We start from the raw sequence: 23,389 nt of genomic DNA on the forward strand, positions 1-23,389 counted from the left end.
CCTCTCAGCGAGAGTTTAGCACTTCAGGGGCAAGGCAACGAGTGAAGAACATAGTTACTCTACGTTTAAGCTCGTTAACACAGCACCAGATGTGCTAAAACTCGCCTTTCAGGCGCTTCTTTGGCTGCCTACTTCTTCGTTGAATAACTTTACAAGGGAGCACCATTGCATCACTTATTCTCCTCGAATTAGTTTACCAAAAATAGCGCTGAGAAGACCAATTACTTATGCAGACTGGTATTACAAAGCCAGCAAATAGTGCTGGCTTTGGTATTCATGGCTGTTCTAAATTATTGACTAACTTGTTCTGGTGCCCATGTGAGCCACTTTGGATCAAGCTGTTTTTGCAACTGAAAACGGGTTTGTGCTTCAAGTTGGTTACTTTGAGAGGTTGCTTGTTCTGTAACAACGCCGATCCCTCCAGCAAGAATACTTTCTAAGGAACCAGTTTCAATTTTTGCACCAGAAAACAAACCAACATCGACTTTTACGCCTGAGAGATCCCAAAATTGACTGCTCTGATTCACTAAGTGACGATATTGCTGCTCAATATGGGCAAACATCTGAACTGAATTACCAGCATCACTGAGTTGATAGCTGTCAATCGCCCCAATTTTTATACCACGAAAAATGATCGGGGTGCCGGCCTTGATTGAGCCAAGGTTTGTATCTTCAAGAATAAACTGTAGCCACCCATGTTTTGATTGAACGACAGGTTTGACATCACCAGTAAATTGAGTGGTATACGCATGGCTGACCCCAGGTTTTACACCGATATACGGCCCGGTAATAACCGTTTCTGGCGCTTTTATACCGGCCAAGGATATTTGTGCATCAACAAGAAAATACTCAGCATCAACTTGAGTAAAATGCTCTGCATAATCTCCATAGAGGTATGCATTAACACTCACTGTAAGTAAGTCATTATTGAGGGTCACTCGCTCCACTTCACCAACTTTATGACCTAAGTATCTAATTGGTGCTTTAGCTGCAAGTTTTACCTCTGCAGGAAATGTCAGTAATATCGGTTTTGCTTGTGATAAAGCGAGTGCTTTTGACTCATATAGATAGCTTTGTGAGCCTGTAGCACCTTCATTGAGTAACCCAAGGGTTATGCTACCTTTCAATGCTCCTTCTAGTGGTGATACTTCTATATCAACACCTGAAAGCCCAGCGTTTACTGATAGGGCGCTGTTTCGCCAAAATACTGTGTTGGCTTTAATCAGCGTACTGAATTGTTTTTGAATATGAATTTGAATATCAAATTCATCACTCTCCGCTAGCCAGTTTACTTGGCTTACTTCACCTATTTTCATTTTTTGATAATAGATTGGAGAGCCCTTAGAGAGGCCTGCACCATCCGAGCTTGTTAGCGATAATCTTGTTTGATTTAAATTACTGAAATAGTCGCTAGCATCAGATACTGAGCTAAACAGAGATAGCTGAGATTGGTTTTTGACTGGGGACTTACTCTGCCCTTGAACTAAGCTTATAGCGCCTTTCGTCAATGTTGTTAAGTCACGCGTTTTAACCGAAACGCCATCCAGCGATGCGTCGATGTCGAGTGCCGATTCAGTTGTGAAATAACTGTCAGAGGTGATGAGCTCACTGTACTCAGGCCAGATCTCAATTTTATATTCAACGCCTGATAACGCTTTATTTAGGTTAACAGATAAGACTTTACCAATAGGGAGCTGCTTATAACGCACTTGTGCATCGGCGCTAACGCCAGGGTTATTTTCTGATGTCAATGTAAGTGATAACTTTGATTGAGCATTCTCTTCAGGTGGTGTATCTAACAGGGTGTATTGGGATAACGCTTCGCCAGTGCCTGTGGATAGATTGATCACACTGCCAGTTATTAACCGCTCGGCATGTTTAACACCCGCTAAAGAGATATCGGCGCCTTCAGTCCAGAAGCGTGAGCTACCTGATAGAAGTTGAGCATACTCTTTATCAATCTTAGCTGTGAACTTAACCCCAGTATCTGTCAGTTTAGTGTCAGTTAAACGACCTACCTGTAAACCGCGAAAAACAATATCCGTTCCTGTAGATGCTGCATCTGATTGCTCTGCTGTTAACGTAAACTCAATACCACCCTGCGCAAGGGACTGACTGTCATAGACATGGTAACTGTGCCCATTCTGCGCCCTTTGGGATTCATCAGAGGAGCTAAAACTGAGCCCTCCAGCAAGAATAGATGAGAGGCTTTCTGACTTTATCTCAATCCCTGAAAGTGAAGCATCGATATGAAGTCCTGAAACATTCCAAAATTGTGAATCTGTTTTCACAAGATGAGAATATTGCTTTTGGATGAAAGCGTTGAGTTGTATCTGGCTTGAGCCTATAAGGCGATAGCTAATGACTTTTCCTACTGGGATCTGACGGTAAAAAATCTGTGAGCCAACATCAAGGGAGCCCAAAGTATCAGATGTTAACTCTATAACTAAGCCATCTGCACCCGGAAGCATGGCTGGTGCATCAGTCTCTGCTTCAAAAAAGGTTTGAGACTTGCCACCGCCAGGCTGAATACCAATATAATTTCCAGAAAAGAGTGCGTCTAAGCCTTCGACACCCGTGATAGAAGCTTTAGGAGTGACCAGCCAAAATTTAGTGTCTTCATTTAAAAATGGATCTGCGCGGTAATCCATCTTGAGATCAACGTTAACACCTTGCAGTTCATCATCAATACTAATGTCTACAACTTTGCCGACTGTCAGGCCTTGATAGCGTACTAAGGTTTTTCCCACATCAATTCCAATAGCGCTAGGGAAGTGAATACGAACTTCTATCCCTGCTTCTCGGATGCTTTTAATGCCTAGCCAAGAGCCAAGTACTAAAGCTACAAGAGGGAGTAGCCAAATTGGTGAAAAGAGTTTCTTTTTTACAACTTTCGGTGTTTCAATTTGTGTCATCTTTCGATTCCAATCGATCCCAGAGTAAACGTGTATCAAGTACTTTAGCGGCGACCTGAGTTAACAAGATAACTAAAGCGAATGCAGTTGCGGCAGGTCCAGGTTTTGCATCAAGCAGCTGCCCCATGTTAACTAAAGCTGCAGTAATTGATATGACAAACAGATCTAACATCGACCAACGGCCAATCCATTCAATAATATGAAAACCAGTCATTAACCTTTTTTTAGAGATAGGTAGCTGAAAACTGATCGCAGCTAAGTACACGGTTAATCCAACAATTTTTAGGATAGGAACAAGTATACTTGCTGTAAATAAAATAATGGCGATTGGAATAATATCTAAATCAACTAAATGCGTGATACCAGTAAAAATAGTGTCGTGACGTGTTTGACCTTGGCTGGTAAAAATAGTGATTGGATAGACATTCGCTGGGATCAATAAAATGGCTGCAGTTATCAGCAGCGCCCAACTTTTTTGTAAACTGGAATAATCTCTTAACTCAAGCTTTGCTCCACAACGAGAGCAATGGACGTTCTTATGAACAGACAGTTGCTGGCACGAGGGACAAGGAGTGAGCCCTAGATCTTTGCCTTGATGCCTCGTTGTTTCATCAATTTTACTCATCTAAAACACTCCACATATGATCTAGATGATATTCACGTTGTAGAAATAGTGTCACTAGAAATAGCATGGCAAAACAGAAGGTGCCCATATCTAAGTGGATATCGGTGTAGTCTGTGAGTTGGAATACTGAGACAAAAATACTGATCATATAGATCTCTAGCATCGATAATTGAGATAAAAGGCCATGGAGTTTAAGCAGCCTTTTCAAAATATCACGAAAAAATGGTACATCTAATCGATATTTGATGATTAAGATTTGAGTTAACACTGAAAGTAGCAGTAGGCCTGGAGCAATAACGGCTGAGATTAACACCGCGATACCGACAATCCAATATCCTTGATAAGCCACCGCCATCGCACCTTCAATAATCGTGGTGGTCCTTATGCTGCCTAAAAAATGTAGCTCGAGGACTGGCAACAAGTTTGCCGGAATAAAAAAGATGATAGCTGTTAGGCAAAGGGCAAGCATGCCGTTGAGTGAGCAATAGGGGGTGTCATAAATTGCTGTGTGGCAACGGGGACATAATGCACGAACACAAGAAGGCAATGCGCGTTTCCTTATGACCAGATCGCACGATCGGCACAAGGTTAGACTCTTATCAGCACAATGATGTTCGATACATGGTTTCAAACTTTATTACACACCTATTATTGTTTGCTATTTTATTCGAAATGCTTGTTAACACACAGCTTAGTTTATCAATCTGCATGTGAAAAATTGTAATGAACTTGATAGATATAGCTATACAATCAGTAAGATAATATCAGGTTTTCTAGAACACTTGCATAAGAAGTTATATTTATGAGACTCTACGACTGTATAAATAAACAGTGAGAGGGGCGTTATGGCGGTTGTAACACAATTTGTAGTGGTCAGAGAAGGGGTTGAAAAAATGACATTCACATCTAAAAAGGAGGCCGATGCCTACGATAAGATGCTTGATATCTCCGACAACCTGACCCCTTTTATTATAGAGTCAGACCTTGGTATTGATGAAACGACCTGTGAGAAGCTTAGTTTTTATCTGGCGCAGAATAAAGATCAGCTATTGAATTTGCTTAAAGGCGTAGCACCTCAAAAAGCTGTCGCTGCAAAAAAGCCGACAACAAAAGCAGAGAAAGAGCTTAAATCGAAAAAATAAATTGTTAGGAAATTTGTATGAACTCGGAAATGTATCAAACACTCGATAGACAAGCGCGAGCATTACTTGCTGGTGAGGATGACCTTATTGCAGCAATGGCAAATTTTTCAGCAATTGTTAATGACGCTTTGGATGATATCAATTGGGTGGGGTTCTATCTGGTTAAAGGTGAGCAGCTGGTATTAGGGCCTTTTCAGGGAAAAGTCGCTTGTACCCGCATACCTCTAGGGAAAGGTGTGTGCGGTTCGGCAGCGCAAGATAAAACCACTTTTCGGGTTGCAGACGTGCATGAGTTTGCTGGACACATTGCATGTGATTCTGCCAGTAACTCTGAAATCGTTATCCCGGTATTTAACGGGAAAGAGTTAATCGCTGTACTCGATATTGATAGCCCTAAGTTCGATAGATTCAGCGAAATTGATCAGCTTGGCCTTGAAAATCTAGTATCAGGCTTCGAAAATGCGTTATTTGGTTAAACTACGACCAATTTTTCATAATTCATGGTCGCAATCGTCAAAGTCGGGTTTATAATAGGCGGTTCGAATACTAAGGACGTCGAGATTGTTCTGATAAAGGAATGAATACTTGGCGTTTGTTAATTGTAATTGCTAAAGTATGTCTGCCGTGTTTGTGGCAAGTCAGTTTTTCCTTTAACTAGGATGGATTGATTTTGTCGACGAAAGACAAATGTAAATGACCCTAACTATATTTATTGTATAGCTAGTGCCCCTTTTTAACTGTGGAAGTAATGATGGAATCAACCGATAAGTTGACCGACACCAACGCAATTCTTGCGTATTTATATGAAACATTTCCTTTGTGCTTTATTGCCGAGGGTGAAACTAAACCATTAAAGATTGGATTGTTTCAGGAGTTGGCTGAAAGGTTAGCTGATGATTCTAAAGTCAGTAAAACTCAATTAAGAATCGCTTTAAGACGCTATACTAGTAGTTGGCGTTACCTTAAAGGTGTAAAAACAGGTGCTCAACGCATAGACCTAGATGGTAATGCGTGTGGTGAGTTAGAGCAGGAGCATATTGATCATGCTCAATCTACACTCAAAGAGAGTCAAGAAAAAGCTAAAGCTAAGCGTGTTGCAAAAGCGACTGCTGCGAAGAAAGAAAATCAAGCAGCAAAAGAAGCTAAGTTTGCTAAAAAGCCCGCTGCTAAGCGAGCAAAGCCTGCGCCTAAAAAGCCAGCGAAAGAATCAGCACCTGTTGTTAATTTAACGCCAGCAGTGTTAAATGAGCTGAAACAAAATCAACGTGTTAATGTCAAACTAGGTAAGTCACCTGTTTCTGGTGTTATCGTTGACATTAAGAAGCAAGATGTTCAAGTGCAGCTAGACTCAGGTTTAACCGTTAAAGTCAGTGTTGAGCACATCATGCTGTAAATTCAGTAAAGGAGTAACTTGTTGATGCGAAAAATTACCCTGGCTGCCTCAATAGCCAGTATATTTGTAGGATTTTCGGCGTGGGCGTTAACCCCTACGGTTCCATTCAGCGAGTTACCCGCTTTAACGCAGGAGCCGCAACACAAAGTTGCGAGCAAACGCGTTACGGGCCTGTTCACTCGTTCCCATTACCATAGATTCGACTTAGATGACGCTTTTTCTGAGCAGGTTTATAAACGTTATCTAAAACAGTTGGATTTTCGCCGAAATGTTTTACTCCAGAGCGATCTAGATAGCTTTTCAGTTTACTCAAAGCAGTTTGATGACATGCTTAAAAGCGGTGATTTAACACCTGCTTACAAAATGTTTGAGCTGGTCCAAAAGCGTCGTTATGACAGATTTGCCTATGCATTAACCCTACTCGATACCGAAATTGATTTTACTGTTGCTAATGATAAGTACCAGTACGATCGCGAGGATGCTGCTTGGCCAAAAGATGAGGCTGAAGTCAATGAACTTTGGCGTCAAAGAGTTAAGTATGATGCCTTGAATTTAAAGCTGACAGGAAAAAACTGGGAAGAAATCGTTCCTGTTCTTGAAAAGCGTTATAACAATGCCATCAAACGTCTGAGCCAAACTAAGAGTGAAGATGTCTTCCAAGGCGTAATGAACGCTTTTTCTCGTACTGTAGAGCCTCATACAAGTTACCTTTCTCCGCGTAATGCAGAACGTTTCCAGATGGAGATGAACCTTAGCCTTGAAGGTATAGGTGCTGTACTTCAGATGGATGATGATTATACCGTCATTAAAAGCCTTGTTGCAGGCGGTCCTGCCGCTACCAGTGAGAAATTATCACCAGAAGATAAAATTGTCGGTGTAGGTCAAGAAGGCAAAGATATTGTCGATGTTATTGGCTGGCGCTTAGATGATGTTGTTGAGCTGATTAAAGGCCCTAAAGGCAGTAAAGTTGTCCTACAAATTTTACCTAAAAAAGGTGGCTCTTCAGCGAAACCTTTTGAAGTGGTTATTGTTAGAGACAAGATTCGTCTTGAAGATAGAGCGGCAACCTCTGAGATCATAGAGCCAGATGATGGTTTATATGCAAATAGAAAAGTCGGTGTGATTCAGATCCCTGGTTTCTATATGGACCTATCGAAAGATGTGTCAAAAGAGATTGTAAAGCTTAAAGAAGCTCAGGTTGAAGGGATCATTATTGACCTTCGCGGTAACGGTGGCGGGGCACTTACAGAAGCGACTTTGCTAACAGGGCTCTTTATTGAGCAGGGACCCGTTGTTCAAATCCGTGATGCCAATGGTAAAGTCTCTCAAAATAGAGATAATGATGGTCGTGCAAGTTATAGCGGTCCACTGACTGTGATGGTTGATAGATATAGTGCATCAGCTTCTGAAATTTTTGCTGCGGCGCTACAAGATTACGATCGAGCATTAATTGTTGGTGAGTCCACCTTTGGTAAAGGGACTGTTCAACAGCATAAGAGTCTTGGCCGTATTTATGACATGTATGAAAAGCCAATTGGTCATGTGCAGTATACGATTGCAAAATTCTATCGAATTAACGGTGGTAGTACGCAGCTGAAAGGTGTGACTCCAGATATTGCCTTCCCTAGTGCATTAGAGCCTGGTGAATATGGTGAAGCTGAAGAAGACAATGCACTGCCTTGGGATAAAGTACCTGTTGCTCAGTATGGCACTCTAGGGGATATCAATCCTAACTTGGTGAGTAACTTAGATAAAAAGCATCAAGTTCGTATCAAAGAGGATGTTGAGTTTGGCTATATTTTCCAAGATATTGCCGAATTTAAGAAGCACCATAATGAAACAACGGTATCTCTTGTAGAGAGCGAGCGAATTGCTGAACGAGAAGCTAATGAGAAAAAGCAACTCGATCGTTTGAATGAACGCCGTGTTAGCCAGGGCCTTGAAGTAGTTAAACAGCTTAATGATGAAGATGATGAGTCTGAAGCTGCTGACGAGGACGAAGTTGATACGCCTGATGCATTCTTAGATGAGACGGTTTATATCACCTTAGATCTTGTCGATATCGAACGAGTCGCCAAAAACGACGTTAAATAGATTGTCACGGTTTTAAAAAACGCGCTTTGAGCGCGTTTTTTTATATTTATAAATAATCTGACGTTGCCGTCAGTTGAGAAGAATATTAGGGTCAACGTATGACACAAGTACAAGCAAAATATCTGAAAGACTATGCCGCTCCGCAATTCACCATCACTCACCTTGATTTAAGCTTTCAACTCGACGGTAAAGAAACGGTTGTGACGGCAACCAGTAAAGTTGTAAAGCAAAGTGAACTTGCCACTTGCCTTGTGCTTGATGGTGATGAGATGAAGCTCTTATCAGTAAAAATTAATGGAGCTGAGGTTAATTACAAGCAAGAGTTAACAGGCTTGTCGATTGACACTGAACTTGAAGAATTTGAATTGGAGATAGTGACCCAATTAGATCCTGAGGCTAATCTAAGTCTTGAGGGGCTCTATATGTCTGATGGTGCATACTGTACTCAGTGTGAAGCCGAAGGCTTTAGAAGAATCACTTACTTCCTTGATAGACCAGATGTTTTAGCTATTTTTACGGTCAGTATTGAGGCTGATAAAGCGGCCTTTCCTTACCTTTTGAGCAATGGTAATTTAGTTGAGCAACGCTCAACGTTAGAGGGCAAGCACTTTGTAAAATGGCACGATCCATTCCCAAAGCCCGCTTATTTGTTTGCGCTTGTGGCTGGGGATTTTGACCTGTTAGAAGATGAGTTCATCACTTGCAGTCAACGTAAGGTCAAGCTTCAGGTTTTTGTTGATAAAGGTAATTTGCATAAAGCTCAACACGCTATCGATTCATTAAAATTGTCGATGGCTTGGGATGAGTCTCGTTTCAATCTTGAATACGACCTTGATATCTACATGATTGTCGCTGTTGATTTCTTCAACATGGGGGCAATGGAAAATAAAGGTCTGAATGTATTTAATACTAAGTATGTATTAGCTGATATTAGCTCTGCAACAGATGATGATTACCATGGTATCGAGTCAGTTGTTGGCCACGAATATTTTCATAATTGGACGGGGAACCGAGTAACTTGCCGTGACTGGTTTCAATTAAGCCTTAAAGAGGGGTTAACAGTATTTAGAGATCAAGAGTTTAGCTCTGATGTAGGCTCCCGTGCAGTTAATCGTATTCATGCAATTAAAGTGATCAAAAACCAACAGTTTGCTGAAGACTCTGGGCCTATGGCTCATCCGATCAGGCCTGAATCTGTCATCGAAATGAATAATTTTTATACTGTAACTGTCTATAACAAGGGCGCTGAAGTTATTCGAATGATGCATACATTGCTTGGTGAGCAGAGTTTCCAAGCCGGTATGAAACTCTATTTTGAACGTCACGACGGCCAAGCAGTAACCTGTGATGATTTTGTGAGTGCTATGCAAGATGCAAGTGGTGTGGACTTACTGCAGTTTAAGCGCTGGTATAGCCAATCGGGCACACCTGTGGTTCAAGTGGAGGAGCATTATGATGAGCTAAATGCCCGTTATTGTTTATCTATCGAGCAAAGCACTGCAGAAACTGCGGATCAAAAAGAGAAGCTAGCGTTACATATTCCTTTTGATTTAGAGCTTTTATCCAATGATGGAGAAAGCTTGCTCAGTGAAGTGTTAAACGTCACTGAAGGCAAACAAGAGTTCGTTTTCAACAATATCAATCAAAAACCAACGCCGTCATTATTACAAAATTTTTCGGCGCCAGTTAAATTGCTTTTTGATTACTCAATCGATCAATTAGTTCATCTGATGCGCTTTGCTGGCAGTGAAGTTGCACGCTGGGAAGCTTCTGTTACCTTGGTGAGCCAAGCTATTTGGGCCAATGTTGAGATGTTAAATGCTCAGCAAGCAATGCATGTTGATCCTAGAGTTATTGACGCTTATAAAGGTATCTTATTGTCTGAATCTTTAGATAAAGCATTGATTGCTGAAATCTTTACTTTACCTAATATTTCGGCCTTAATTGAACAAGTCGATACGGTTCAGCTTGACTCATTGGCTGTTGCTCGTGATTTTGTCGTAGAAGAGATCGCTACAGGTTGTGAAGACGAGTTATTGACACGCTACCGTGAGCTAGAGAATATAGATAATGCCTCAGCTCGTTCGCTTAAAAATACTTGTTTAGCCTTGCTGCAAAAAGTGTCGCAGCAGTTTCAAGATTATGCTCATAAGCAATATATGCAGGCTGAAAATATGACTGATAGCTTAGGTGCACTTCTTTCAGTTAATAGCGACGTATCAGAGGTTAGAGAAAATCTGATGGCTGATTATGAAGCTAAGTGGAAAACTACGCCGCTAGTGATGGACAAATGGCTAACGTTAAATGCAACAAGCAACAACGACAACTGTCTATCTACTCTCATTGCGTTAACTGAACATGAGTCTTTCAGCTTTTCTAACCCCAATAGAGTTCGCTCATTGATAGGCAGTTTTGCTGCGGCTAACTTGGTGCAATTCCATAAAGTAGATGGCAGCGGGTACGATTTTTTAACTGACGCAATAATTAAATTGAATAAAGTTAACCCACAAGTGGCTGCAAGAATTATTACTCCGTTAATACAGTTCAAAAAATTCGACTCAGTAAGGCAGGAATTAATGAAAGCCTCTTTACAGCGGATCCTTGCATTGCCGGAGCTTTCTAAAGATCTGTTTGAAAAAGTATCAAAAGCGTTAGCAGCTTAGTTTAACAGTTCCTTGTTCGCTAATAGCGAGCAAGGAACTTCACTCAATGTTGTAACTAAAGTTATGATTTTCTATTTTTCGATGAATATTAGTTACCATGATTTTCAGCAGTATTATCGTGGACAAGCAGATAAAGTTGAAGTACGTGATACCAAAGGCAGGGTACTTTGGATCCACGGCAGACACTTTAGACGTTTTTTAACAAGCTTAGGAATACAAGGTCAGTTTAAGTTGGTATTAACAGAGCAAGGTGAACTTGTATCTCTTTGTAAACTTAAATCAAGTTAGAGTAATTACTTCAAACGACTGATTTGCTTTTAATCTTGCTAATCCTTATATACATTAGAGTTAATTGATTGTATTTACAGTTAATTAACTCCTTTATCCCCCGCGTTATTCCCCTATGGCATCTGATTTTAAATCAAGCGTTTAAATTCTCGTTTTAAAAACCTCTTACGTACTTAATTCTTTAGAAGATTTTATTAAATTCTGTCTTGCTCATAACATGTAAATGCTGTAACAATGGTGTTACCTGCACGCTAACAAGATGTTGGTTGCCATTCCTAATAACAAGAATCCAGCAGGTTACGGAGAAGCGCTAAAATGAAAAAGGTTAACAACGGCTTTAATAGGTCGACACTTGCTTTAGGGATCGTAGCGGCACTGAGCATGGGGCTCACATCCAGTGTCAATGCAGTATCTTTTAATTGGGGAGAAGTTGAAGGTACGTTCGATTCTACTTGGTCAGCTGGTGCAAGCTGGCGTGTAGAGGGACGTGATTGGGACAACCATATTGGTAAGGTGAATCACCCTCAGTTTGATTGGTCTAATTACTCAGCATTTAACAACACTAAGTACACCGCTGCTGAAATCTGGGCTCAGCCCGGATCTTATTCAAGCAATGGTGATTTAAGTAACCTCTTGTACTCTCAAGGGGATACTACTGCGGTTGTATTTAAAGGCTTGCATGAACTTTCACTGAAATATAAAAATTTCGGGGTATTTGCCCGTGGCATGTACTTCTATGACCAAAAGGCCAATGACGGCAGCTATGGATTCAGCGACCCACTAACGGGTGCAGAATACGATCCATGTGCTGATTCTGAGGCGGCAAAGGTTCAGTGTAAAGATGTCAGGTTATTAGATGCATTTGTGTATGGTGATTTCGACTTTAATGATGGTGCAAATCCACTTTCTATTCGAGTAGGTCAACAGGTTGTTTCATGGGGGGAAAGTACATTGATCCCGCATGGCATCGGGGTGATTAATCCAGTTGATCTTAATATTCTTAATGCGCCAGGCGCAGAGCTCAAAGAAGCATTTAGACCGCAAGGTATGGTTTGGGCTTCATTTGGTGTGACTGATGAGCTATCTGTAGAAGGTTTTTACCAATATGATTGGGAACCTGTATGGGTGCCAACACCAGGGTCATACTTCTCGACCAATGATTTTGCGGGTTATGGTGGTTACAATCAAAATGCGCAGTTAGGTTTCCAAGCGAACCCTGATATGAATATGGACTTCATACAGGCTGAATATAATACGCTTGTACAGATGATAGGCTCAGGCCAATACTCAGCTGCAGAATTAGGCCAGCTAGCGTTAGCTTATCCAACGAAAGCTACTTTGGTGGAAGACCAAGCGAGTGCCAGTGATTCAGGCCAATATGGTGTTAAGTTAGGTTACTATTCACCAGAGCTTGGCGAAACTGAATTCGGCCTCTATTACATGAACTATCATAGCCGCCGTCCTCTTATTAGTGGTACTACTGCTAACTTTACCCAAGAAGCAATTGGTCGTGATTTAGCGGTATTAGGTGGAATTGCTGCTGCAGGTGGCTCTGTCGATAGAGAAACATTGCTAGGTCTTGAGACTTTCTCAAAGGCACAAATTGAATACCCTGAAGATATCCAACTCTACGGCTTTAGTTTTAACACGCTTATCGGTGATACATCGGTGGCGGGTGAAATCGCTCATCGCCAAGATGAACCTCTACAAATTGATGACGTAGAACTGTTATTTGCAGCCATGCCTCAGCAGCTTGCAAATGCTGGATTAAGACCAGATCTTGATGGTATCTCACAAGTTGAAAATGTGGCTCCAGGTCAGTATGCCGAAGGATTTGTACGATTAGATACCACTCAGGCACAAGCTACCTTTACTCATCTGTTTGGGCCAACGCTAGGGACCAGTAACTTAGTTATGCTTGCTGAAGTAGGCGGTGTGTGGATACATGATATGCCAGGTTTTGATGAGTTAAGGCTTAATGGCCCTGGAACTGCGCGCTCAGGTGGTAACCCGGATATGCCAGGTATTATTGAAGCTGTTCACAATGGCCCTGAAACTAATCCATTCCCAACTGATTTTGCTTGGGGTTACAGACTTGTCGCTAAAGCTGATTACAACAACTTGTTTGCAGGCGTAAATATGTCACCACGTGTGATTTTCTCACATGATGTGGACGGTATCACACCTGATCCTATGTTCTTATTTACAGAGGGAAAGAAGTCTGTATCTGTAGGGGTTAACTTTGACTATCAGAGTCGTTGGGGAGCAGATTTTTCCTATAACAGCTTTTTTGGTGGGGTAGGTACGACTAACCAGATGTCAGACAGAGATTATGTGTCTTTCAACATCAAATTTTCAATCTAGATCACAAGGACAATAATAATGAACAAACTTGCGATATTGTCGGCGGCTGTGATGGTTGCATTGAGTGCACCTAGTGCACTTGCAAAAGTCTCAGACGCAGAAGCGGCAAAATTAGGTACCGAACTTACGCCATTAGGTGGCGTTAAAGCGGCAAATGAAGATGGGTCTATCCCTGCATGGGATGGAGGGATCACTGCAGCGCCTTCAGGTTATGAGAAAGGCATGCATCACCCAGACCCATTCTCAGCTGATAAGATTGAATTTACCATTACAAATGCTAATAAAGACAAATATAAAGCTAACTTGTCAGAAGGTCTGATTAAGCTATTTGATCTTTACCCTGATACGTTCAAGATGAATGTTTATCAAACCAGACGTACAGCTTCTGTGCCTCAATTTGTCTATGATGCGACTAAAGCGAATGCCACTCGTGCAGAGCTAGTGTCACAAGGCAATGGCGTTAAAGGTGCATCGATTGGCGTACCATTTCCTATTCCTGAAAACGGTTTAGAGGTTATCTGGAACCATGTCCTACGTTTTCGTGGTGTAGATATTAAAACTGCTCGTAGCCAAGCTGCGCCAACTGCAGGTGGTAGCTACACGCTTGTTGAAACTGCCGAAGAGATACGTTTTCAGTATTCTCGACCTGAGATCACACTCGATAAGCTGAATGCCTCTAATACCCTGTTCTACTTCAAGCAAGTTGTGACGCAACCAGCACGTCTAGCGGGTACGGCATTACTTGTAAAAGAAACAATGGATCAAGAAGCCCTACCGAGACAAGCTTGGACTTATAACACTGGACAACGTCGTGTACGTAAAGCACCTAATGTTGCTTTTGATACACCGGGTTCAGTTTCTGATGGTTTAAGAACCACAGATGATTTTGATATGTTTAACGGCTCTCCAGTGCGATATAACTGGGAGCTACTTGGAAAGAAAGAGGTTTATATTCCGTATAACGATTATAAATTGCATTCTGATCAGCTTAAATATGACCAAATCATCCACCCAGGACATATAAATCCTGAGTTTGTTCGTTGGGAGAAGCACAGAGTTTGGGTTGTTAAGGCTGAACTGAAAGAGGGCATGCGACATATTTATAAGACGCGCACCTTCTATATCGATGAAGATTCTTGGCAGGTATCTTTAGCGGATATGTATGATAACCGTGATGAGCTTTATCGCGTCGCCGTTGCTCATGCTATCAACTATTACGAAGTGCCAACGCATTGGAGTACGTTAGAAGTGTTCCATGATCTTCAATCTCGCCGTTATATTGCTATGGGCCTTGATAACGAAGGACGTATGTATGATTTTGATGCCAAGTTAAGTGAAGCTAACTTCACACCAGCGGCATTAAGACGTGCAGGTATTCGTTAATAGTCAGTTTTAAAGGGGTGGGAGACCACCCCTCAATTCTTTAAGGAAGTCTGTATGTTGTTTAGCATGCTTCGATTAGTTTTTATCACTTTTTTTGTTTTGCTCTCTTTACCATCTAAAGCAGATGAGAAGAGTAGCTTTGCATCCCAGAACCAAATTCAACCTCTCGCTATTGACGCAATTATTCTTGATATTGCTACCAAAGGCAGTACTTCTATTGCAGTGGGTGAGAGAGGTCATGTGTTCGTTTTTAATGAGCAAGCATCTCCTCAATGGCAGCAAGTTAAAACACCAACAAACGCCCATTTGACTAATGTCTTTCTTATTACGCCAACTAAAGCTTGGGCCGTAGGGCACGATGCAACCATTATCAATACAGAAGATGGTGGAAAAACATGGCAACTTCAGTTTTCTTCCAAAGAGATAGAAAAGCCACTCCTAGATATTTACTTTTTTGATGAGTTTAATGGCATCGCCGTAGGTGCCTATGGGCTCTACTTTCGAACCGATAATGGTGGTAAAAGCTGGGTAGATGAATATCACGAAGAATTACTTTTTGAAGAGGATATTGATTATCTTGCCGAGCTAAAAGCTGAAGATGAAGCTTTATACTTAAGTGAACGAAGTATGCTTTTACCGCACTTTAACCGTGTTATCCCGATAGCAAACAACCAGTTGCTAATGGTTGGCGAGCTTGGTTTGGTTGCTGTTTCTAGCGATCAAGGGAAAAACTGGAACAAAGTTGAATTTATCTATGATGGATCCATGTTTAATGCCCTCGAAGTTCAAGGCTCTGTGTTTGTTGTGGGGCTAAGAGGCCATGTTTTTAAAACTGACAACACATTTGCTAATTGGACTGAAGTTGAATTACCAGTGAGCTCAACAATTAATGGCGCGATGCTAGTTGGCGATGACAAGTTACGCCTTGTTGGCAATGCCGGTGTGATTATTGATGTCACCCTTGACGGTAAAAGTCAGCTTATTGAGCAGCGACAGGGTGAAAACTTAGTTTCGATAGCTCGAGATCCCCAAGGCCATACCTGGATAGCAGGTACTAAGGGCCTTTTCAAACTACAATAATAGGATCTTAATGATGTTAGATAGATTGGTAAATGGATTAGAATCCTTCTTATTTAGGCGAAGGGCTTTTGTTATCTTTCTGTTTGTATTGATGACAGTCTTTCTTGCTTTTCAAGCCAGCAATCTAAAGATGGATGCTGCGTTTATTAAAAACATCCCACTCGAGCATAGCTATATGCAAACCTATCTAAAGCACCAGAAGCAATTCGGTGGTGCCAACAGTATCATGGTTGCTGTTGAAGATAGCAGTGGAGACATTTTCAACGAGAACTTTTTCAACTCACTGAAGAATGTTCATGATCAGCTGTTTTTTATACCGGGTGTCGATCGCGCTCAGGTGAAGTCACTTTTCTCACCTTCAACACGATTTACTGAAGTCGTAGAAGATGGTTTTGCTGGCGGCCCAGTTATACCTGCGGATTTTACGACCACTGAGTTTGGTTTAAACGTTGTTCGAAACAATATAGAAAAAGCCGGCATCGTTGGCCGCTTGATAGCCGAAGATTATTCAGCTGCCATGGTTACAGCTCAGTTGATGGATTTTGATCCGCAAACGGGTGAGCCACTTGATACACTCGCATTTGCTGAGCAGTTAGAGCAAGAACTGCGTGCACAATACGAAAATGACAAAATAAAGATCCATATTATCGGCTTTGCCAAAATGGCTGGTGATGTTGCTGAAGGTGCAAAAGGGGTGATGCTCTTTTTCCTAATCGCAATCGTCGTGACAGCTATTATGGTTTACCTGTTTTCGAAGTCTGTCATTCTCACTTTATTGCCGCTTGCTTGCAGTTTAGTTGCTGTGATTTGGCAGTTAGGCTTACTAACTGTTGTTGGCTTTGGGCTCGACCCCATGTCGATTTTGATCCCGTTTCTCGTCTTTGCAATAGGGGTGAGTCATAGCGTACAAATGATTAATGCGGTAAGGCGTAGAGTATTTGATGGGGAAACCACTAAAGCGGCTGCTGCATTGGCTTTTAGAAGCTTACTGATTCCTGGTGGTATCGCACTACTGTCTGACACTGTTGGTTTTTTAACCCTTCTTGCGATTGATATCGGTATTATTCGTGAGCTAGCCATTTCAGCGTCTTTAGGTGTTGCAGTTATTATTCTAACCAACTTGATTTTACTGCCTTTGATTATCTCATATACGCAAGTTGCTAAAGCAAAAGACAATAAGCAATTTAATCTTAAGATGAACAAAATTTGGCAGCAGCTATCATTATTTGCAACGCCAAAATATGCTATTTGGGTGCTTAGCATCACTGCTCTTTTGTATGCTTTGGGTTTACAGCAAGCGAATAATATGAAGGTTGGGGATCTACAAGGAGGCGCGCCCGCGCTGCACTTTGATTCTCGATATAATCAAGACACTTTTTATATCACAGATAAGTTTTCAATAACGACTGATGTGATGACCATTATTGTTGAGGCATTTCCCGAAGCCTGTACCTACCATTCTGTGCTTACGCAAATAGATGAATTTGAATGGTTAATGAGTAACACTCCAGGGGTTGAGGCTACAGCTAGTCTTGCCTCAGTGGCTAAGCGGGTTAATGCTGGCTTCAATGAAGGTAACCCCAAATGGCAGGTATTGCCCCGTACCACAGCAAGTTTAGTGCAAGCTGTTGGGCGAGTACCGACTACATCGGGTTTACTCAATAGCAATTGCTCTGTCATGCCTGTTTATCTATTTTTAAAAGACCATAAAGCTGAAACCATTGAAGTGGTTATCGATAAAGTTAAAGCTTTAAGTGAAACGATGGATAACGATAAGCTTAAGTTTAGGCTGGCGTCGGGCCCTGTCGGTGTTATGGCTGCTACTAATGAAGCAGTTTCAGCGGCTCAGTTGCCTATGATGCTATATGTATATGGTGCGGTATTCATATTATGCTTAATCAGTTTCAGATCTTTGCGGGCAACTATTTCGGTTATCTTGCCGTTATATGTTGTTTCTACTCTTGCCCAGGCTTTGATGACAATGCTAGACATTGGGTTAGCTGTTAGTACGTTACCTGTTATTGCTTTGGGTGTTGGTATTGGTGTTGATTACGGTATCTACATACTCTCTACGATGGCGAGCAGGTTGCGTCAGGGAATGGCAGTTCAGCAAGCTTATTATGAAGCATTAGTCGAAAGAGGTAGCGCAGTTATATTTACCGGATTGACTTTAGCTATCGGTGTTAGCACTTGGTTCTTCTCTGCATTAAAATTCCAAATGGATATGGGTATCTTGCTCACATTTATGTTTTTGGTAAATATGTTGGGGGCAATAATTATTTTACCTGCCATAGGCGCTGTTTTATGGCGAAAACCCGCTAAAAGATAAGTAGATAGGGAGCTTCGGCTCCCTTTTTTATTGGCTGTAGATTGCATACTTAAGCTGTAATGACGATTGATTTCTCAACTATTAAGGTAAAATACTGCTATTACTGGTTTTTAGGAGGATCTACCACTAAAATAATTCTCGAAATGTGGCAGATTTAGTAATAAACTTCGCGCATGACCTAGGTCACATTATTGACTTGTCATATGTAACAAGCATCCCAAAAATTATAAAAGCGCTGCCATAGACCCTTAAAGGAAACAGCAACATGGCCTTGAAAGATGCAATGCCTTCAGTACTACTGGAAAATGTAGTCAACCTTATTCATTCAAAAGTACCTAATACTCAAGCTAAGCAAGTAGAGCAGTTTGCTAATTGTCTCTATGCCCACATGTCGAAAGATGATCTTAAAGCCCGTAATGATAGTGACCTTTATGGTGCGGTTTTAAGTTTGTGGAATGCTGCGAATATGACAAGCAAAGGTGATGCTCATATTCGTGTGTTTAACCCTAGTCAGTCAAAGCATGGTTGGCAGTCAACGCATTCAATTATTGAAGTCATTCAACCTGATATGCCTTTCCTTGTTGACTCCGTTGGTATGGCGCTTAACCGTATTGGTATAACTGCCCATATGATGCTTCATACACCGATGTCTGTTAAGCGTACTAAAGGCACTATCAGTCAAGTAAGTTACGGCGATGACACAAAAGAAGAACTCGAAAAAGTCGCTGTATTTTTAATTGAGATTGATAGGTTAAGTAGTAAAGCTGATATCAAGCAATTGGAAAAAGAGATTGCGTCTGTGATTGGAGATGTTGCAGCATCTGTCAATGATTGGGATGCAATGTCTAACAAACTTGATGTGACAATCGCTGATCTGGCTAAGCGACCATACCCGGGTGAAAAGCAGGAGCTAGAAGAAGCGACTAACTTTTTAAACTATCTTAATAATCATCATTTTACCTTACTGGGCTATCGCAGATATGACCTGAAAAAAGTAGAAGGTGATTTAGAGCTTATTCCTGATACATCATCAAGTCTTGGTCTGATGAATATTCCAGGTAAACCTCAACCTGATTCAGGCTTATTACTATCAGAATTTTCAGAAAGTGCACGTAAAGAAGCCTTAGATTCAAGTTTATTAGTATTAACTAAAAGTAGTGAGAAGAGCCGAGTACACCGTCCTGCGTATGTTGATTATGTAGGCGTAAAGCGTTTCGATAAGAAAGGAAACGTCATTGGTGAGGATAGATTCTTAGGTTTATATGCATCAAATCTCTACAATAGAAGTCCTCGTGAGATCCCGCTATTAGCTGAAAAAGTACAACGCGTACTTGATCGCTCAGGTTTAACCCCTCGCTCTCATGATTATAAAGCCCTAATGCATATCCTTGAGACTTTGCCTAGAGATGAGTTAATTCAAGGCAACGTAGAAGAGCTGGCACATGTGGCTCATGGCGTGCTTGAGATGCAGGATAGAGATAAATTAAAGCTGTTTGTACGTAAGGACGGCTTTGGACGCTTCTTGTCATGCTTAGTTTATGTCTCTAAAGATCGCTACAACACGAAATTACGTGAAGATACTCAACGCATCTTAGCCCAACACTTTAACACTGATGCAGAGGTTGAGTTTACCACCTATTTTTCAGAGTCAACCCTTGCACGTACTCACTATATAGTGAAAGTCGACAACAATAGTATGGAAGTAGACGTGGCCGCCATTGAAAATAATTTAACTGAAGCCGCTCGTTCATGGGAAGATAAACTGAATGATTCCCTAAGTAGTGCTCGAGGTGAAGAGTCAGGAACAAGCCTTACTAAAAGGTACTTAACTGCTTTTCCACGTAGCTACCAAGAAGATGTACTTCCAAGTTCTGCTGTTGTTGATATCTTGCAATTAGAAGCTTTGGATGATGAACATAAACTTGGGATGCTTTTCTATCAGCCACAGGAAACTGCGCTGAATAACAGTAAAGTTCGTCTGAAATTATTTCATAAAGATGAGCCAATCCATCTTTCAGATGTACTGCCTATGCTGGAGAACTTTGGGCTACGGGTTATCAATGAGCGTCCATATGAGATAAAAACAGCAGATGGTCATACCTTCTGGATCTTAGACTTCTTGATGACAGTGCAGGGGGCGACCACTGAGAATATCGCTGAAAGTCAAGACAGGTTCCAGACTGCACTTTCTCAGGTTTGGAGAAAGCAATTAGAAGATGATGGTTTTAACCGCCTTGTTCTAGCTACTGGTTTAGGCGGTCGTGAAGTGTCTATTTTACGTGCCTATGCCAAGTATATGCGCCAAATTGACGCAACCTTCAGTCAGGCTTATATTGAGGAAACATTTAGCCGCTATCCACAGATAGCTGATCTCTTGGTTAAAATGTTCATTCGTAAGTTCAACCCTAAGTTGAAAACACGTACTCTCAGTAAGTTTGTAGAGCAGATTGATAACCGTCTTGAAGATGTTTCTAGTCTCGATGATGACAGAATTATTCGTCGTTATTTAGATCTTATTAATGCCACGTTAAGAACGAACTTCTATCAACCATCAGTTGACGGTAATGAGAAGCCATACGTTTCATTCAAGTTTCTGCCTGAAGCGATACCTGAGATGCCTCGTCCATTACCTAAATTCGAGATATTTGTATACTCTCCTCGAGTTGAAGGTGTGCACTTAAGAGGCGGTAAAGTTGCTCGTGGTGGATTACGTTGGTCTGATAGACGTGAAGATTTCCGTACCGAAGTCTTAGGCTTAGTAAAAGCTCAGCAAGTTAAAAATACTGTTATTGTTCCTGTTGGAGCCAAGGGCGGTTTTGTCTGTAAGCAGCTTCCAACCGAAGGTGGACGTGAAGCGTTCTTTACTGAAGGCCAAGAGTGCTACCGTTTATTTATCCGTGGTTTGCTTGATATATCAGACAACATTATTGAAGGCGAGGTTGTACCTCCTGTCAATGTTGTTCGTCATGATGAAGATGATCCATATCTTGTTGTCGCAGCCGATAAAGGCACCGCGACTTTCTCTGATATTGCAAACAGCATTTCTGAGGAATATGGCTTCTGGTTAGGGGATGCATTCGCCTCTGGTGGTAGTAATGGTTATGACCATAAGAAGATGGGTATTACTGCCCGTGGTGCATGGGAATCTGTAAAGCGTCACTTCCGCGAAATTGGCATTGACTGTCAGACTACCGATTTTACTTGTCTTGCCGTAGGAGACATGGCGGGTGATGTATTTGGTAACGGTATGTTGTTATCTGAACACACTCGATTGGTGACTGCATTTAACCATCTGCATATTTTTATCGATCCAAATCCAGATGCAGCATCTAGTTATAAAGAGCGAGCTCGTTTATTTGAGCTACCTCGTTCAAGCTGGGATGACTATAACAAAGAGTTAATCTCTAAAGGTGGTGGAATATTCTTACGTTCAGCTAAGTCAATTCCTTTGTCTGTTGAGATGAAAAGGATGCTTGATACTAAGAAAGCCTCAATGACACCTACAGAGCTGCTTAAAGAGCTACTGAAGATGGATGTCGACCTAATCTGGAATGGTGGTATTGGCACTTATGTCAAATCATCAACAGAGACGCATGCTGAGGTTGGCGATCGCGCCAATGATGCATTACGCGTCAATGGTAATGAAGTAAAAGCCAGAATTATAGGTGAGGGCGGTAACTTAGGTTGCACTCAATTAGGTCGTATCGAGTACGCCGCTAACGGTGGTCGTATGAATACTGATTTCGTCGATAACGTCGGCGGTGTTGATTGCTCAGATAACGAGGTCAACATTAAGATCTTGTTAAATGCATTAGTCGCAGATGGTGAGATGACGCTCAAGCAACGTAACCGCTTGCTCGTTGAGATGACTGATGAAGTAAGCCGTATCGTACTCCAAGACTGTAACGATCAAACTCGTACTATTTCGGTGACACAAGTTCGTGGTGCTGAGCAGCTAAAAGAGCAGATCCGCTTTATTCATTACCTAGAGAAAGACGGTAAGTTAGATAGAGGCTTAGAGTTCCTTCCTTCGGAAGAGGAGTTAGCTGAACGTTTAGCTAATGGTAAGCCACTGACTCGACCTGAGCTGTCAGTATTGGTTGCTTATGCCAAAATGGTGTTAAAGGAGCAATTGATCACTCCAGAAATCACTGATGATGCATTCTTAAGCCAGTTGCTGATTGCTTATTTCCCTCAGCAACTTCAAGAGAAATACACAGATCGCATGGTTGCTCATCCGTTACGTGCGGAGATTATTGCAACCTCATTAGCCAATGAACTTGTTAATGATTTAGGTCTTAATTTTGTTCAACGTATGCAAGATGAGACAGGTGCCTCAGTAGCTGAAGCTGCTATTTGTTATACTATGGCACGTGAAGTGTTTGGTTTAGCTGATTTAACCAGAGAGATCACATCACTAAATGGCATCATCCCTGCTGTTGTGCAAGGTGAAATGTTACATCAGTTGCGCCGAAATATACGTAGAGCTTGTCGTTGGTTCTTGCGTCATCGCAACCGTAATCACAGTATCGAACAGACAGTCGCATTTTTTGCACCTGTATTTGCTGATTTGAAAGCAAATGTTCATAGCTATATGGTTGATGCTGAAGTTGAGGCCATTAGAGCTGAGATTGCAGCGCTAGTGAAAGAAGGCGTCAATGAGACTGTTGCGACAGATGTTGTTAACATGAGCACATTGTTCTCTGCACTTGATATTGCTCAAATTGCAGAAGTTGAAAGCAAGCCTGTTCCACTTGTTGCTGAAACGTACTTCAAGCTAGGTGCTCAAGTTGACCTTCATTGGTTCTTAGATCAAATCAGTGAGCAGCCAGTGGCTAATCACTGGCAAGCACTTGCAAGAGCAGCATTTAGAGAAGAGCTAGATTGGCAGCAACGCTCTTTGAGTTCTGTTGTATTAAGAACATGTACCTCTAGCTGTGATGCCGATAGCATTATAAATCAGTGGATAGAATCCAACGAGGGCTTGTTGGAGAGATGGTTCCATATGCTCGCAGACTTTAAAACTTCGCAAAGCCATGAGTTTGCCAAGTTCTCAGTTGCTTTACGTGAGCTCAATCTTCTAATACTTCATTGCGAAGGTTAGGAGTTAATC

General features: G+C 41.6%; 14 protein-coding genes. 11 read left to right on the forward strand and 3 right to left on the reverse strand.

What is annotated here, in order from left to right; translation table 11 throughout:
- Window positions 1-290: 290 nt before the first annotated feature.
- Genes BM736_RS14935 through BM736_RS14945 form a run of 3 tightly spaced genes read right to left on the reverse strand, consistent with a single transcriptional unit; the run spans window position 291 to window position 4,159 of the window.
- Entirely contained in the window at window positions 291-2,915 is a 2,625-nt protein-coding gene (locus BM736_RS14935; protein WP_076413615.1) for an MlaD family protein, read from the reverse strand.
- Window positions 2,902-3,540 carry a paraquat-inducible protein A gene (locus BM736_RS14940; protein WP_076413617.1) on the reverse strand — a complete coding sequence of 213 codons (639 nt, stop codon included), beginning with the start codon at window positions 3,538-3,540 and terminating at the stop codon, window positions 2,902-2,904. Before BM736_RS14940 ends, BM736_RS14935 begins: the two co-directional genes overlap by 14 nt.
- Window positions 3,533-4,159: a paraquat-inducible protein A gene (locus BM736_RS14945; RefSeq protein WP_076413893.1), complete on the reverse strand. Its 627-nt coding sequence runs from the start codon at window positions 4,157-4,159 to the stop codon at window positions 3,533-3,535. Before BM736_RS14945 ends, BM736_RS14940 begins: the two co-directional genes overlap by 8 nt.
- A gap of 226 nt (window positions 4,160-4,385) precedes the next feature.
- Here BM736_RS14945 and BM736_RS14950 point away from each other — a divergent pair, with 226 nt between their 5' ends.
- The 11 genes from BM736_RS14950 to BM736_RS15000 all read left to right on the forward strand — a co-directional run bounded on the left by BM736_RS14950 (window position 4,386) and on the right by BM736_RS15000 (window position 23,380).
- Window positions 4,386-4,682 (forward strand): YebG family protein, encoded by a 297-nt coding sequence (locus BM736_RS14950; protein ID WP_076413619.1) that lies wholly within the window; start codon window positions 4,386-4,388, stop codon window positions 4,680-4,682.
- A gap of 17 nt (window positions 4,683-4,699) precedes the next feature.
- Complete coding sequence (locus tag BM736_RS14955; protein WP_076413621.1) at window positions 4,700-5,158, forward strand: GAF domain-containing protein; 459 nt, start codon at window positions 4,700-4,702, stop codon at window positions 5,156-5,158.
- 275 nt (window positions 5,159-5,433) lie between these two features.
- The gene (gene proQ, locus BM736_RS14960) at window positions 5,434-6,075 is read left to right on the forward strand and encodes an RNA chaperone ProQ (protein WP_076413623.1); all 642 of its coding nucleotides are present in this window, start codon (window positions 5,434-5,436) and stop codon (window positions 6,073-6,075) included.
- 24 nt (window positions 6,076-6,099) lie between these two features.
- The gene (prc, locus tag BM736_RS14965; protein WP_076413626.1) at window positions 6,100-8,169 is read left to right on the forward strand and encodes a carboxy terminal-processing peptidase; all 2,070 of its coding nucleotides are present in this window, start codon (window positions 6,100-6,102) and stop codon (window positions 8,167-8,169) included.
- Window positions 8,170-8,267: 98 nt separating this feature from the next.
- A complete protein-coding gene (gene pepN, locus BM736_RS14970) occupies window positions 8,268-10,832 on the forward strand; it encodes an aminopeptidase N (RefSeq protein WP_076413628.1) in 2,565 nt (854 codons plus the stop codon).
- 63 nt (window positions 10,833-10,895) lie between these two features.
- A complete protein-coding gene (locus BM736_RS14975) occupies window positions 10,896-11,120 on the forward strand; it encodes a DUF2835 domain-containing protein (protein ID WP_076413630.1) in 225 nt (74 codons plus the stop codon).
- Between the two features lie 315 nt (window positions 11,121-11,435).
- Window positions 11,436-13,484, forward strand: coding sequence for a DUF1302 domain-containing protein (locus BM736_RS14980; protein ID WP_076413631.1), 2,049 nt, complete (start codon window positions 11,436-11,438; stop codon window positions 13,482-13,484).
- Between the two features lie 18 nt (window positions 13,485-13,502).
- Window positions 13,503-14,867 carry a DUF1329 domain-containing protein gene (locus BM736_RS14985; protein ID WP_076413633.1) on the forward strand — a complete coding sequence of 455 codons (1,365 nt, stop codon included), beginning with the start codon at window positions 13,503-13,505 and terminating at the stop codon, window positions 14,865-14,867.
- A gap of 54 nt (window positions 14,868-14,921) precedes the next feature.
- Window positions 14,922-15,947 (forward strand): YCF48-related protein, encoded by a 1,026-nt coding sequence (locus BM736_RS14990; protein WP_076413635.1) that lies wholly within the window; start codon window positions 14,922-14,924, stop codon window positions 15,945-15,947.
- 13 nt (window positions 15,948-15,960) lie between these two features.
- Window positions 15,961-18,276, forward strand: coding sequence for an RND family transporter (locus tag BM736_RS14995; RefSeq protein ID WP_076413637.1), 2,316 nt, complete (start codon window positions 15,961-15,963; stop codon window positions 18,274-18,276).
- Between the two features lie 265 nt (window positions 18,277-18,541).
- Window positions 18,542-23,380 carry an NAD-glutamate dehydrogenase gene (locus BM736_RS15000; protein ID WP_076413639.1) on the forward strand — a complete coding sequence of 1,613 codons (4,839 nt, stop codon included), beginning with the start codon at window positions 18,542-18,544 and terminating at the stop codon, window positions 23,378-23,380.
- Window positions 23,381-23,389: the final 9 nt, after the last annotated feature.

This window comes from Shewanella sp. UCD-KL12, assembly GCF_001957125.1.
Classification (GTDB): domain Bacteria; phylum Pseudomonadota; class Gammaproteobacteria; order Enterobacterales; family Shewanellaceae; genus Shewanella.